Origin of the sequence: Lysinibacillus sp. C5.1, assembly GCF_016350185.1 — a bacterium.
GTDB lineage: Bacteria > Bacillota > Bacilli > Bacillales_A > Planococcaceae > Lysinibacillus > Lysinibacillus sphaericus.
The window spans coordinates 1227743-1242734 of sequence record NZ_CP066226.1 but is presented as its reverse complement, the minus strand read 5'-3'; the positions used below and the strand labels follow the sequence as shown (position 1 = coordinate 1242734).

At 34.9% G+C, this 14992-nt stretch carries 12 protein-coding genes and 2 pseudogenes; 2 read left to right on the top strand and 12 right to left on the bottom strand.

What is annotated here, in order from left to right:
- The first annotated feature begins 202 nt into the window (after positions 1-202).
- Positions 203-2224 (top strand): HelD family protein, encoded by a 2022-nt coding sequence (locus I5435_RS05735; RefSeq protein WP_258841942.1) that lies wholly within the window; start codon positions 203-205, stop codon positions 2222-2224.
- On the opposite strand, the gene I5435_RS05730 is transcribed toward I5435_RS05735, so the two are convergent.
- Positions 2216-2938 carry a MerR family transcriptional regulator gene (locus I5435_RS05730; RefSeq protein ID WP_024361566.1) on the bottom strand — a complete coding sequence of 241 codons (723 nt, stop codon included), beginning with the start codon at positions 2936-2938 and terminating at the stop codon, positions 2216-2218. The two genes, I5435_RS05735 and I5435_RS05730, sit on opposite strands and share 9 nt — an antisense overlap.
- A 239-nt stretch (positions 2939-3177) precedes the next feature.
- A complete protein-coding gene (istB, locus tag I5435_RS05725) occupies positions 3178-3879 on the bottom strand; it encodes an IS21-like element helper ATPase IstB (protein ID WP_337983379.1) in 702 nt (233 codons plus the stop codon).
- Positions 3880-4164: 285 nt separating this feature from the next.
- Here istB and I5435_RS05720 point away from each other — a divergent pair, with 285 nt between their 5' ends.
- Entirely contained in the window at positions 4165-4353 is a 189-nt protein-coding gene (locus I5435_RS05720; protein ID WP_337983378.1) for a hypothetical protein, read from the top strand.
- 652 nt (positions 4354-5005) lie between these two features.
- On the opposite strand, the gene I5435_RS05715 is transcribed toward I5435_RS05720, so the two are convergent.
- The 10 genes and pseudogenes from I5435_RS05715 to I5435_RS05670 all read right to left on the bottom strand — a co-directional run bounded on the left by I5435_RS05715 (position 5006) and on the right by I5435_RS05670 (position 14979).
- Positions 5006-5293, bottom strand: a complete 288-nt coding sequence (locus I5435_RS05715; RefSeq protein WP_337983377.1) for a hypothetical protein — start codon at positions 5291-5293, stop codon at positions 5006-5008.
- A gap of 301 nt (positions 5294-5594) precedes the next feature.
- Positions 5595-6110 (bottom strand): peptidoglycan recognition protein family protein, encoded by a 516-nt coding sequence (locus I5435_RS05710; protein ID WP_337983376.1) that lies wholly within the window; start codon positions 6108-6110, stop codon positions 5595-5597.
- Positions 6111-6789: 679 nt separating this feature from the next.
- A complete protein-coding gene (locus tag I5435_RS05705) occupies positions 6790-8979 on the bottom strand; it encodes a glycoside hydrolase domain-containing protein (protein ID WP_337983375.1) in 2190 nt (729 codons plus the stop codon).
- Positions 8980-9291: 312 nt separating this feature from the next.
- Positions 9292-9453: a hypothetical protein gene (locus tag I5435_RS05700; RefSeq protein ID WP_167492674.1), complete on the bottom strand. Its 162-nt coding sequence runs from the start codon at positions 9451-9453 to the stop codon at positions 9292-9294.
- A gap of 323 nt (positions 9454-9776) precedes the next feature.
- A complete protein-coding gene (locus I5435_RS05695) occupies positions 9777-10178 on the bottom strand; it encodes a hypothetical protein (RefSeq protein ID WP_337983848.1) in 402 nt (133 codons plus the stop codon).
- Positions 10179-10259: 81 nt separating this feature from the next.
- Positions 10260-10838 (bottom strand): hypothetical protein, encoded by a 579-nt coding sequence (locus I5435_RS05690; protein WP_337983374.1) that lies wholly within the window; start codon positions 10836-10838, stop codon positions 10260-10262.
- A 479-nt stretch (positions 10839-11317) separates the two neighbouring features.
- A pseudogene (locus I5435_RS05685) lies at positions 11318-12253 on the bottom strand (IS30 family transposase).
- Positions 12254-12873: 620 nt separating this feature from the next.
- A pseudogene (locus I5435_RS05680) lies at positions 12874-13740 on the bottom strand (IS3 family transposase); the annotation flags it as partial.
- Positions 13701-14261: a helix-turn-helix domain-containing protein gene (locus tag I5435_RS05675; protein WP_025220230.1), complete on the bottom strand. Its 561-nt coding sequence runs from the start codon at positions 14259-14261 to the stop codon at positions 13701-13703. The gene I5435_RS05675 and the pseudogene I5435_RS05680, both read right to left, overlap by 40 nt.
- A 169-nt stretch (positions 14262-14430) precedes the next feature.
- Positions 14431-14979, bottom strand: a complete 549-nt coding sequence (locus I5435_RS05670; protein WP_337983373.1) for a hypothetical protein — start codon at positions 14977-14979, stop codon at positions 14431-14433.
- Between the last annotated feature and the right edge of the window lie 13 nt (positions 14980-14992).

Sequence of the window (14992 nt, the reverse complement as noted above, 5' to 3'; positions counted from 1 at the left end):
CGGCTTCAAATATCCGTTCTGTCCATGGGGCATTTTCTGCTATTGCAATAAATATTTTTTTGCAAAAAATATTCTAACCATACAATTTTTAATCCTTGAAACAGCGAATTAAGTGTTGGATTAAAATGATAACCCTCCACTATAACACCAGCGAGATTCTTTTTGATAAACTGGGTGAAAAATTTGAGATGGAGGGATTCTTATGATAGATCCAAACGAAATAACATATCTTGAAAAAACTTTAAAGCAATTAACAATTACAAATAAAAAACTTTCAACAGATATAAATCATCAAGATTATCGTTTTAAAGATTTACAAAAATATATGGTTGAATATAAAAGTGAACTGGATAAATTTGAAGTGTATAATTACCAACAAACGTTAAGTATGATTGATAAGCGAGGTTTCGCTCATGTGACGGAACGTGAGCAGATAAGAAAGCTAATTACCTCTCCATATTTCGGACGATTCGATTTTTTATATCTTGGAGACGACCTTTGTGAGGCAGAAACGATTTATATTGGACGTTTTGGTTTTGCTGATGAAGAAGGAACGCAATTAATTTATGACTGGCGTGCACCTGTTTGCAATATGTACTACGAGTTTGAAATTGGTAAAGCACATTATGTTGCGATGGATAAACAATTTGATGGTGAGCTTATTAAAAAACGTCAGATTAAAATAGAAAATTCTAAACTGCAATATGTGCTTGATAGCTCATTAACGATACAAGATGAAGTTCTTCAGCAAACATTGAATCAGTATGCAAGTGAAAAGATGAAAACAATCGTCACATCGATTCAACGGGAGCAAAATAAGATTGTGCGAAATGAATCCGCACATAATGTCATCATTCAAGGCGTTGCTGGCTCAGGAAAAACAGCTGTTGCTTTACATCGCATCGCCTATTATTTATATAAGTTCCGTGATACGTTACAAGCTGAACGTATTTTTATTTTGTCCCCTAATAAAGTATTCGGCGACTATATTTCTACTGTCCTCCCTGAGCTTGGTGAAGAGCCGATTCGTTCCTTTACTTTGGACGAGTTTACTTCAAATTTATTGCCAGCTACTGTAACATTTACACCATTTGAAGAAGAAACGAAAAGCATTATATCGAATCCAAACAGTGCGTTGGCTACTCGTGCAAAAATCAAAGGAAATTATCAATTTGTACAAAAACTACAAGCTTTTTTGAATCAATTAGACTTGAAGCTTCTTAAAAACGAAAGTATAACGTTTGCTGGTGTAGAACTAAAAGCAGATTATTTACAAGGGCGTTTCCTTCAATATAGAAAAGAGCCGGTTGTCATACGATTAGAGCTTTTAGCAGATGATATTATTCTTGTACTCAAGTCCAAGCGAACTAGAGAAGGTAAATTACCAACTAAAACTGAAATTACAAAGCTCTTAAAAAAGCGTCTCTTGTTTACTTCACCATTCGCAATTTACCGTGCCTTTATTGACACACTTGGCGAAAATATAGTTAAGTTTTCAAAAAGGCGATTTGAATTTAATGATGTCTACCCTTATCTATATGTCCAAATTTATTTTAAAGGAATTAAAAGATATGAGCTTGTCCAGCACTTTGTGTTGGATGAAATGCAAGATTATACTCCTATTCAGTATGCAGTATTGTCTAGTGTGTTTACTTGTAAACGAACAATTATTGGTGATTTTAGCCAAGCGCTTTTGCCGTATGACACGATATCAAAAGAGGCATTTGCAGCCATGTATAATAATCTAGAATACGTAGAATTAACAACAACCTACCGATCATCGTATGAAATTGCCATGTATGCGAAAAAGTTTATGCTTAATGGTGAAATTCATCCGATTGAAAGGCATGGGAGGGAACCAATTGAATTAATGTATGACACATTAGAACAAATGGTAAAACAAATCCATGAAAATGCGAGGAATGACTATCAATCTACCGCTATTATCTGTAAAACAGAGAGGGAGTTACAAGTGTTGAAAGAGCATTTAAACTTATCATTTACAGTACTGGACGGTCTATCAGAAAAGTTTGACACAGGGCTACTTTTAACCACAATACAGTATGCAAAAGGGCTTGAGTTTGATATGGTCATCATCCCCTTTGTAAACAAAGTTAATTATCATACTGAATTTGATAATGGACTACTTTATATCGCTTCCACACGGGCAATGCATGAATTAATGCTTTTAGTAGACAATAACGCCCCTTCTCCATTACTGTAATGTTTTTAGTATAGCGATGATGGATTCCAAATCTTTCATCGCTATTTTTAATTGAGTAATTAAATCATCCGTTACATGAAAAAAGTCATCTTTAAAGGTGGACGATTGTAATATTTGTAGTAGATTGAAATCTTCTTTCGATTGTTCCATTTCCCGAAATAAATTGGCAATGCTTGTAATCGAGAAGTGTGCACTACGTAACGTACGAATAATTAGCAATTTTTGTATATCGCGCTCAGAATAGATTCTTCGATTTTGTGTGTTTCTCTTTACAGTAAATAAATTGTTCCGTTCCCAATTCCGTAATGTTTCTTCTGTTAACTGAAGCATTGACGCGACAGTTTTGTGGGAAAATGTTTCAGTTGAAGTTGGTTGATTTTGCAATAAGTGTTCAACCGTTTTAACTGCTTTTAAAGCATAATCATATTCTGTTTGCAAAAAGCTTAAATAGGATTGTGCAGCATGTAAACATTCCTTAAACTGTTCGCTACCGCTTAGTAGTACTATTTTTGTGGCTTTTTTCCGCAGATTATTTTGAATAAATTCTTGTCTAAAAGCAAGCCGAGCAATTTTCATTTGTATTAGATGAAGATAAGAATATTCTCTGTAACCATTCTCTTTTCTCGGCACAGGCGAAATAAACTTCCATTCTTCGTAAATTCGAACCGTATTCGGATGAACCTGAACTAGTTGGGCAATTTCACTAGTTCTCATAAAAGACCGCCTCACTAACTAAAGATAGTATGTAATGATATTTAATAAGTATATCAAATGGTAAATGCCAGTGATAACAATAGCTAGGTCAATGGGGTACCAATCCATAGAATAAAGAAAATGATTGATTATCGGCATAAAAAAGCACCCAATGAAGCAAGATATGCTCCCAGGTGTAGGCATCTATATAAATGTCAACACAATTTTGTACACTTTCGCTTGCGTAAGCTTGTACAAAATCACTCGTTTTCTTTCGCTAAATGGTCCCTCATTCGATACGAGCTACCTACGACTGTTACAACCGTTGCGTGATGTAAAACACGGTCTAGTATTGCATTTGCTAGCTTTGGTTCTTGGAAGACTTCATCCCATGATTTGAAATTCACGTTTGTTGTAAAAATCGTACTACGCTTTTCATAACGCATATCGATGAGCTGAAAAAAGAGCTTCGCGTCTTCTGGTTCAATTGGTAAGTAACCAATCTCGTCAATAATCAATAACTTATACTTCGTATAATGCTTCAATCGGCTTTCTAATCGATTTTCGAGTTTTGCTCTCTTTAGATTCTGAATTAAATCATGGCACTTAATGAAATAAGTACTTGTTCTTTTCTTCGCAGCTGTAATCCCGATTGATGTGGCCAAGTGTGTTTTCCCAACACCACTCGGACCTAAAAAGACAATATTCTCATTTCCTCCAATAAAACGAAGTGTTAAAAAGTCTAAGATTTGTTGCTCATTAATGGACGGTTGAAAACTAAAATCAAAATCTTTTATCTCTTTTAAATGTGGAAATGCACCCACTTTCACCATCGCATGCATCATATTTTGTTCCCGCACATCAATCTCATAGGTCGTTAATTTAAACAATGTATCAACGAAAGACATTTGGTTATGCACACTGAAGTCAATGACTTCATTTACATGCCTTTGGCAAGCCAACGTACTACCTCCTTGTAATAAGGCAAGCTCTGTTTTAGATGGCCAGTTGCTAATGGACTTTTTTATAAAATCTTGCGATAGATCATTAGCTTGCTATCAAAGTCTAAATGAAATTGCAGATTCGACAGGATTGACTGTATATCGTGTGCGCCAATTAATTAAAGCGCTTGATGAAGTGAAAATTATAAAGTACATAAAATGCAGTTATTATCTGCACCTAAAGGTGCTACTTCCACATTTGAACTAAATTTACAACACTACAATGAAAGAATGAGGTTGAAGTAAATGAGCATACAAACCGCTAATGAATATGTACCACATAGCTTCCCTACAATCGTAGTGGAACTGAACATATTAAAAGAGTTTATTGAGGATTTAAACCTTTTAGACGAATGGAGACTATACAAATCCATCGTACGAGAACAACAACAAATAGAAAAGCTGCGGGCTAACGGTATGCTTATAGATTTTTAATAGTAGTAACTTGTAAAGGGAGCATTTTCAAATAATAGCTTATCTCTTGTTGAAAACTTAACAATCTTCCAACAAATGAGACTAGAATTACAGCCAAAACTAGTAGAACGTGCAAATGATACTATGAAAGCCTTCTGTCAACAGAATTATAAAAATTATTTAAATGTCATTTCTAAATTAGAATTAGATAGCAAAAATGGTGACAGCATTATTATCATTAAGACTAAAATTTGAGAGCAAAATATTTTATATTCTAAATTTTTATAGAGGAAATCAATTTACACTTAATAATTATGAATTTTTCACATTATGATATAATAACACAACATTGAAATAGCCTGTAGTTATGACAATGAAAAGTCGAAATATACAGTATACGTGACAGGTACTCTCCGATATACCTATACGAGCGCATAATTACGCTGATTAATTTAACTTTCAACACTCAGTTGATAAATCTTGAAATTTTAATCGTCCCACTTCTTTTTCAATTCCTCATACCACTAAGCGTGTTCTGCATTTCTTATTTCTAATTGATTAATTATTTCTTCCGTTTCAGGGTCTTTAGTGAATGCTATAAATGTGACATAAGCAAACATAACAAATAATCAGAGCAAATACATATAATGCTATTGTAAAAGTTTGGACGACATTATTTTTGGTAACTTTTAGTACAGTCGCTTGCATCAGAAGTGGTCTTGTACAAAAGTTCTTCTTCTTTAGTTAATGGTCCAATTTTTTGATTAAAAACAGTCATAATTCTCATGTTCATGTGTCTATTGCGGTATTCTCTTTGGTCATCTGCGAACGAGTTAAACCAAGCGCGAAGTTCACAATCCTTTACCCATCTGTCGTACTGCTCATCAGTCATGGCATGTGGTCTTTCTGGTTTATTAATTGTAAGGATTCCCTGTTTTAGGGACTCCTCTTGCTCACCCAATTTGCCCCAATCCTCGTCAACTACGTAATTAATTGTTGATTAAATTCCATTCGATCCACACGCTCCCTACACAATTAGTAATTACAAAGTTACTCATTTTTGTTGAATTCCTTAAAACCGAAAGGCGATAAGGTTTCAAAAGTTTTGAAGTCCAATTTTATATATAATGGTAAATATGAAAAAAATTGATTATTCTCTCAGACGGTAGACAAACTCGGAGATTTCGATTTTGTCTACTGTCTTTTTATATCGAAGTAAATGGATTTATTAGCATTTGGTATTCTTCTGCTTAGTTACCGAATCATTTATTCAACTCCTTCAGTTTTAATGCAATTTGGTCTTTAACTGATTTATCACGCCCCTCATCAAGGATGCGATGAGGACAATTCTTCCTTTTTCCTTTACTGTTAATCCAATCATAATGCCATTTCAAACGATCTATGCCCCAACCATATTGTTTAAGTACATATGCAACGTATTCTATTGCATTTTTTTCAGCGTTAAAGTATCTAGGGCCACCTGATTTGCTGTAGCAGATCTCTATTCCAATAGATTTACGGTTTCCTGTACCATTTGGACCGTCTCCGGCATGATAACCATTCCGGTTAAAAGGGATGGCTTGTACAGCGTGCTTATCATCAATTGCAACGTGGTAGCTTACCGGATCAGGATTCCGGTGCATGAATGCTATTTCGTTAATTGCGGTCGCATCGTTATAAGTGTTATGAAGTGTAATATATTCTGGTACCATCCTGTATGGCGATTTAAGCTTATATAATGACTCTGGGATGAAATTATTGATAATAGTATATGACATATATCTTTCTCTCCTTATTTCTTTGATATATTTATAGCTATTAGACTTGGGTAGGTATAACTTCAAAATTTCCGAAGTGTTGGCTGTACCCCTTTATTATCTAAATTTAGTAAAGTTAAACATCGAAAAATTTTATCTCTTTTTCATCATTCTTTGATAAAAGAGGGACGCATGAAAACCTTAAACAAGGATTTTTTTAAAGGTTTATTATTTAATAATGAATTCACTATTAAGACTTCATTACTTATCTATGCATTAGATGGGTATTAGCAGCTCTATAGTATCAGAACCACCAGTCTAACTGGTGGATTGCTCTAAGCGTGAAACGCTTTTGGGGTACTGGTCCAATTGGTGAACAACATGACCGGTGTTTTTAAATAATATATTATCTTTGTACATCTAATTGTTCTAATTTTACTTCTAAGACTCATAAGCTAATACTAATCAACTCTCAATAACGATAATTATGTGAAAACGAAAGTCCTCCAGTTAAACAATCTGGAGGACTTTTAATAGTCTAATAAATATACCGAATCCCACTAAGTAGGAAGTCACCTTATTTTTTTGCTCTTCTTCTCGATTGAGATAAGACTCTATTTTCCATAAAATTAACTGTTAAATATTCATAAAAAACCAGCTAGTTTCCTATCAGTATATAGTGACTTTACTAGAAACACTTCTATATTAAATTTACTTCATAGAAGCGATCTAGACCATGATAATATACAGGATTTGCATCATCAAACGGAACTACATAAGTATACACCGTTCCTAAGTCATCTCCAAAAAAACTTATAGCATCTTTGCCAATACGATGATTAACTATAAGATCATCATATTTTTTAAGTTTATCATTAGCAATTTTTTGGGCTATTATTACTTTGTGTGTAATATCATCAAAACTCATAAAAGTAGAAAAACCTGGCGCATTAAATGTCACTGCGTTTGATTCAACCCAAGGTAAATTTTCATCAATCAATTCGCTTTGTACATATTGTGCTAAGTACCCACCTAGTGAATGACCTGTAATATACAAATGACTCATCATTTCAGAATGAGTTTGTATTACTTTTCTAACATAATTAACAGCATCATTAATTTGTAAACCACCCATGTTTAACACTACTTGTGCGACATCTACTACAAAGTCCAACGCCTCATGTGAACCTCTAAAGGCAACTGTATAAGCATATTTTCCTGCGGAAGTTCCTTTTCTATACAAATGTACATCAAAAGAAGTATTTGAATTGGTATCAACGTCGATTAACGTCCAGCCTCCTGGACTCTCAAAATCCGCTGGTAGATCTTCTTTCTTTTTATACGCATTTCTCGCCATTTCAACAAGCTGAAGTGTAAAGGGTAACTTATCAATTTCTGTTTTAGTAACACCATTATCTCGACCTGATTTAATATTATTATCTATTTCGATAGCACCACTACCTGATCCAACTTTAATCGTTGAAATTTGATCAAAAGCCCAGTTTTTTGGTAGCGGATATCCTAAATTCCCACTAAATCCTGTGGACATCCCACTAACAAAACTTGTCTTTGCATAACCTTTCTCTGAAACTTGAATACATACGCTTCGAGGCCCATAAACACCTACTTTATAAGATCCACCAAGTTGAACCATTTTCTTATTTATGGCATTGAAATGAGGAAGAATATTATCCGTAATATCTGTCCCATATGCATCAAAATCAACTGCAAAATAAATAGTAGTACCATCTTGGAATCCATAATCTTTTGCTGCATCGAATGCTGCTTTTGCATCCAATCCACCTTGTTTCGCATTAAAACTCGAAGCCTGTGCACCATAAGTTTGAAAAATTGGAAATACAGATAATCCGGCAGCAAAAATATTTTTCAATTCACCTGGTTGTAGTTTTTTATTTATACCACCTGTAACATTAGTAAGATAACGTCCTACAGTTTCATAACCAGCAGCCTTTAAAGCTTTGCCTCTCTCTAAAGTGACTTCCGTTATACAATCACAAGCCGTTCCTTTTCGACTCGGATCCCCCGTACTAACTAATGCTGATAACCAAGTTGACTTATTAGCAACACCATCAACAGGCAGTAGTGTGAATCCTTGGAATTCCTTAACTTTATTTACTATAAGCGCATTATATGTTGTTGAAAATGGACTAGAATCATATCCATTAAAGTATAACGCATACTGGAATAATGTAACAAATCTACCCGAACTACCTTCTTTTAGAATGGGTAATCCATCCTTTGTCGCAGGACCAATTGAGCCAGTTTGAGAAGCTGCAGGAATTCCCATTTCTGTTTGCAAGCCATACACTAAAGCTTTATTTGTACCTCGTTGATAATGACCATCTGTTGGTTGAACTCCAGCAGTTTTGTAATACTTATTATTTAAATCTTGTTGAATTTGTCTTATTTTTGCATCTCCACCTGGAGTGAGGCTATAAGCATCCATTGTTAAGAAAGCTTTAAAAACATAGTCATAAACTTTCCCATCTCTCACAGGTAATCCAGCATCGGTTTGTAAATTAATAACCCCTGCTTTTGTCCCCTCACCAAACGTTCCTGTAAATCCAGTTGGATTATATCCCTTGCAATACATTGCCCCCTGAAGGATCATTACAATATTTTTCGCTTGATCAGTATCTGGAACTTTTCCTAATTCAAGAATACCAAAACGATTATACGCACTAGCAGTTGTTGGACCAAAGCTATTGGCAGTATTAGTAATTCCTAATTCAAGTTGCAACGCTCGGGTTAAACCGTACACCGTTGGCCAACCCACTTTTCCATTTTCCGGCACCCTTTCGTTAAACCCTGGTAAGTGACTATACTCTTGATTAACCCATCTTTGAACTCTCAATACCATTTCATCCATTGTTATCTCTCCTTTTCCATTTTTATGAGCAGATTTGAGAGCAATTCACTTGTAATTTCTCCCTTCTCACCAAAATGAGCTTTAAACTCACCTTAGTGAAAGATCCGCTCACTACAATGAAATGTGTGGTAATTTATGCATTTTGTGACGACATGGGTGAAATATGTTTGTTACATACAGGAACATACATTCTATATCAATACTACTAAATTTGGGTTTCTTTCTATTTTGTTGCGATAATTATTAATAGATTGCGAAAAATTAAATAATTTAAAAAAGAAAAAAGCCTTCCACGAATGGAAAGGCTATATCCTACTTCTTAATTGTTCTTTCTTGTTTTAGTTTTAATTCATCTTTTATATCATCGACATCTAATGTTAAACGTTCGACACCAGTAGCTAGTCTTTCAAATTGCTTGGTAATATCATTGATAAAGTTAGTCAACGTGCTTTCACGCTTAATAAAAATTGCCAAGATTTTCGATAAATCCTGGTGTAGCTTTTAAATAAAGTTCGATTAGTTGCAAACGCTGATTTATACAGAAAGAAACTAACTGTTTTAAAACAAAGTTTAATCCAAACAGTTAGTTCTTTATTTATCTCGTGTTGTTTTTATAATAAAGATTGATTTCCAAAGTAAGTATGACAGTAGTTATTCCTTTCCATAAGCGTGTTTCTGCTTCTTTGACCGGAACTAGTTATTGGAATATGAGGGTGTTTAGTAGATATTAGAGAATAGTTTTAGTAAATGAAAATCCAAAAATGGAGCATCCTATTATTAGGACAGCCCCATTGCATTTAGTATTGAAGACTTTTCTTATCGGTTTTAACCGAAGACGCTATAATGACAAAACCTAACATTAATATAAAGATTAAATCGAGTAAACCTGTATGCATTGTGACACTAAACACTGTAATAACAAATGCATATGCAACGGTGTGAAAGCTTCGAATACCAGATCGTTTTACCTTATTATAGATGAGGGAAATTAAAGCACCGTATAATAGGAAGCCAATCGCTACTAATAAATAGCCTCCATCAAGGAATATCTTACCAATAAATGTAAGCGTTGTGTTTCTTGATTCACGTGTAATAAACTTCCCTTTCTCCACACCTATCGAGTTGACAACCTTTGTAACTTTCATACGAGGTGAAATTTGTTCACCTGGTAAAACCGTATTGAAGATACCACGGTGAATTTCCCCATTCAGATAACCTTCTTCCTGGGTGTACTCTATTATTGTACTTAATACTATATGACCAGTTACACTTTCATCATTTTATCTACGCATCCACAGTGGTGTTTGGTTTACTTTATATTCTGCAGTCACCAGTTTTTTCCTTTCCTCAGCTGTCAATTCTACATCAGGCTGATTCCGTTTATTAAAATCCTTCGTTGTATCTTCTGTTAGTACACGTATAAAGCCAAACATAGAGAATGCCACAGCAATCACGAATAAGGCCGAAAGGAACCAAGTCAGTTTCACACGTTTTACAACATAGTGGAAAATGATAATGCCTGTAAATAGCATAATGATTAGTGGCGTACGATAAGCCATCAATAAAAATAAAAACATCACAGCAGCAAAAATCGAACCATAGACGAATGCTTTTTTCCAAGTCATTTTCTCTTCCAAAATCATTTTATAAGAAAGTAATAATAACACCCCGAACCATAATAATTGGCTAAAGAAGTATAACTTTGGACTAATATTTCGTCGATTCGATTCATCCGCAATACCTAATCCTTCGCTAAATAGAATCATTAAAAAGCAAGCTAATCCAAGTAATGTTAAGAGTACAACAAAATGAATCAATATTTCCCTAAAAACGATAGCCCAAATGATGGGATTGTCCATTGCATTTTATCAATGAGGTACACACCTATGTAATAACATAAAAGAGCTAAAAAAACAGCAGGCCAAATCGACTCACTTATTTTAAATTGTTCATACCGGTGAAAATCAAATAAACTTGTAAAAAAATAAAGTATTAATATAAAAGGTAAAAAGAAGTATGGTGAGAACATATCAATCCTATTAACCTTTGCTAAAGTTTCTTTCAATTTTTTCATAAATGTCATACATCTTATTAGATGTTATTGCCCTCCCATAGGATGAACTCGTAGTAATTCAGCTCTACTTTGTCCATTGAATTTTTGGAGCCTAATCTTCCATTCTAGTTGTCGGTCATTTCTTACTTTGCAATTAAAATTAACATCGGATGATAAACTCTCACGACTTCCCTCCCCTTGCTACTTTACTATAAAAAGTACGGAATAAATGCAGATTCCAAATATGAATAAATATTCCATAGTAATTAATTATATGATCGTTTGTCAAATTAAGTGCAACAATTCTTCACAAAACGCCTCGTATGGTGTTTTCCAACCAAGGCATTTACTTGGTCGATTGTTGATGAAATGGAGTGCTTGATTCATGTCATCTAGTGTCACGTGATTGAAATTCGTTTTCTTAGGGAAGAACTCGCGCAGTAAGCCGTTGCCGTTTTCATTACTGCCACGCTGCCAAGCAGAATAAGCATCCGCAAAATAGACTTGGATGTTTAGTTCTTTTTCCAGCACATTGTAACAGCTAAATTCTTTTCCTCGATCGGTTGTTGCCGTTTGGATTGCTCCTTTGGGCAATTGTTGGTGTAACTTTTTGATGGCTGCTTCCATTGATTTTGCAGAACGGTCTGGCATCAAAATGCCTGTATACCAACGGGTTTTGCGCTCAATAAATGTAGCGACACAGCCCTTTGCTTGCCCACGTCCAGAAACTACTGTATCTAACTCCCAATGTCCAAAGGTGTCCCGTTTACGGACTTCTTTTGGCCGTTTTGAAATGGGCGTGCCGATATTGAATCGTCCTCTTGTTTCACGAGGTTTCTGGCGTTTTCCTTTTTGACGAAGTACCGTTAAAGGTAAATCTAATAAGCCGTTATACGTCCAACGGTAGATACTTTTAAAGCTCAGCTTTCCCGGATACAAGCGGCCGACAATCTATTCAGGTGACCATGTTTCCCCCAACTTCTCTTAAACAGCTTCTTTTAAAGCGGGTGTTAGTTTTAACTTCGCACCACAGTTCGATTTATTTGCTTGATAGTGATTGTGTGCAACTTCAGCTGACCAATTTGTATGGCGTTTCAGCTCTCTAGAAATGGTGGAGGGACTACGTTTTAGCTGCCTTGCAATTTCTCGTTTGGAATAACCTAATTCAAGATAGGCCTCTATTTTAGCGCGTTCAAATATGGTAAGATGAGTATAGCTCATAACGATTCCTCCTCAAAATGTTGGTGTGGTAACTACATTTTATACGAGGTCGTTATGGGTTTCTTTTATTTTGTCTTAAAGGTGTTGCGCTTAATATTACAATTCATCATATAAATAAAAGAGCTTCATATGTAACTGACTTTTAGGGAAATCTGTAAACAAAGCCGTTCCAATTCCTCTGATGTGACTTGCACCAGTGACTATTGCTATAGAACCATCTAATTTGATACTCTCTCCCCCTCTTTAGCAAAACTTTAAATGTTATTTCGCGTTTCTTAATAAAAAAAACCTGCCCCGTTTGTTCAATAAGGAAAAAGAGCTGTCTGAACAGCTCATAGATCTTCTACTAAAGCCCCCGTTTCGCAAGTTTATAATCTTTACCTGTTGTATACATAAAAAGATTTATAAAAGTTGCTACTATCGCAATAAGACCTAATATTAACCACATAATTATGGCTCCTCCCTTTTCAATACAGACGTAAATTGTAGTTATATGGTTTCGTAACCATATTTAGGAAACATATCGTAAAAGAATGTTATTTAATAATATGGCCCTTTAATGAAAACGAGCGCTGATCCTTGTTACCGAAGGTAGTGACCCCTTAAAGTTAGAGTTTTTATTATGCAGCTAATTGGCTGGCATGTTTTCGGTAATTTACCGGACTCATGCCGGCCAGTTTTTGTTTAATACGAACATTATTATAATAATTGATATACTCTTTTATTTTCTTTTGTAATGCTTCATAAGAGATTAATTGTTCTCCATAATACATTTCCTGTTTTAGTAAGCTAAAGAAGTTCTCCATGGCCGCATTGTCTGCGCACGTTGCTTTACGAGACATGCTTTGAAAAATCCTGTTCTGCCTCAATGTTTTCACCCATGTATTGTGTTGATAGTGCCATCCTTGATCGGAATGAATGGTTGTCCGATATTCAGCACGCTTTTGAATAATTGGAAGCGCTTGTTTAAGTGAATCTAACACAAAATCTAGGCTCGGCCGTTTTGACATACTTAACCCAATAATCTCACCATTATATAAATCCATGATCGGACTTAAATATAATTTTTCATCATCTGTACATTTAAATTCAGTTACATCAGTCACCAATTTTTGAAGGGCATATGACGTTCTGAATCTACGATTCAAAAGGTTTTTAGCGACTTTCCCAACTGTTCCTTTGTATGATTTATAGCGTGATTTACGCACGAATTTCACACATTTCAACCCTAGGTTTTTCATAATTCGTTGTACCTTTTTATGATTTATTGTATGTCCTTGCACTCTTAATTCCGCATGAATTCGCCGGTAGCCATATCGACCTTCATGTTTTTCGAAAGTCTCTAAAATCAAGACTTTCCACTCTACGTCTGGATCCTTTTGCCCCATCAGTTTGATATGATAATGATACGTCGCTTCTGGAATATCCACTTGTTTTAAAATATCTTTTAATCGAAATCCTTCTTGTTTAAGTTCGAAGGCGATGGCAGCTTGTGCTTTTCGAGGAAGGCATCTGGATTCTCTCGAAAAGCCTTCAACTTTTTTAAATACGCCACCTCTAAACGAAGCAGTTCATTTTCGCGTTCTAGCTGCTCCTCACGTGACATTGTTTTTTCTTGGTTATTCGCTGTTGATTTTTGTTTCTTAGACATAGACGGGCGCCCCTTTAATTTTTTTTGCAGGCCCTCTATCCCTCCTTTTAAAAAACGATGATACCAACTAGCAACTAAAGTTGGATCATTCAAGTTAAAGTGAATCGCAGTATCTTGATAGGAAGCACCTGTTCGTTTCATAAAGTTTAATACATCTAATTTAAATTGAACAGAATAAAACTGCTTCGTTTTCTTAACGGATAAGCCACTTTGCCCAAACTCTTTAAAAGCACGGACCCATCTCCTTAATGGAGAATCACCTATACCATACTTCTTCGCTATCGCTCTATATCCTAGAGAGCCACTTAAATATTCTTGAACCACCATCAATTTGAATTCTTCATTATATTTAGTCATAAAAAATCACCTCAAAAGTTAGTTTTTCACTCTAACTTTTGGGGTGCAGTACCGAATCGCGCCCGATTGTGGAAGATTATAACCATAATTCTTGTTAAACTAAAGCAGCCCGTTAGTTGAAGAACTAATTTTACGCATAACTCCCTTATAATTGTTGTATGGTACTATATTATTCCGCATGTTCTTTCATTAATTTATCAAGTGCTTTACCATAAGCATCTTTGTTTTCCTTACTTAACTCATAAAGTGCGTTTTTCCAATTATCTCCATCTACACCTGATAAATGTGGAGTACTTTTTAGTACAGCTTCTTGCATATTCGGCTTATCCTCTTTACTAGCGTCTTTAATAAGCTTTATTGCTTTTCTTGCATCTGTTACCCCTACTTGTATTTCTTTGTGAATGTCTTTGTATTTATCAGGAACTTTTACATATTCCATATTGTCTAAAATCTTATCCATCTTGTTTGCTGTTTTTAAAATATCTTTTTCTTTGTCTTCCATAGCTTGCATCGAGTTTACTATTAATAAATCCTTCATGTATTGAAACTCTACTAATTGTTCACAAATATAATAGGGATACTGTTTCTCTGATATTACTGTTTTCATTGTTGATTTGCTTAACTGCTCAGTCTTAGGAGTAGACTCTTTATTTTCTACCGCACAACCTACTAATAATAGAATAGGTATTGCTAATGATACGAGTTTCGTTGCTTTCATTATATATCCTCCT

Excerpts from the sequence above, each read along its gene's own strand:
- I5435_RS05735 (WP_258841942.1), top strand. The coding sequence starts at position 203 with ATGATAGATCCAAACGAAATAACATATCTTGAAAAAACTTTAAAGCAA.
- I5435_RS05730 (WP_024361566.1), bottom strand. The coding sequence starts at position 2,938 with ATGAGAACTAGTGAAATTGCCCAACTAGTTCAGGTTCATCCGAATACG.
- I5435_RS05720 (WP_337983378.1), top strand. The coding sequence starts at position 4,165 with ATGAGCATACAAACCGCTAATGAATATGTACCACATAGCTTCCCTACA.
- I5435_RS05710 (WP_337983376.1), bottom strand. The coding sequence starts at position 6,110 with ATGTCATATACTATTATCAATAATTTCATCCCAGAGTCATTATATAAG.
- I5435_RS05705 (WP_337983375.1), bottom strand. The coding sequence starts at position 8,979 with ATGGATGAAATGGTATTGAGAGTTCAAAGATGGGTTAATCAAGAGTAT.
- I5435_RS05690 (WP_337983374.1), bottom strand. The coding sequence starts at position 10,838 with ATGGACAATCCCATCATTTGGGCTATCGTTTTTAGGGAAATATTGATT.
- I5435_RS05675 (WP_025220230.1), bottom strand. The coding sequence starts at position 14,261 with ATGACTAAATATAATGAAGAATTCAAATTGATGGTGGTTCAAGAATAT.
- I5435_RS05670 (WP_337983373.1), bottom strand. The coding sequence starts at position 14,979 with ATGAAAGCAACGAAACTCGTATCATTAGCAATACCTATTCTATTATTA.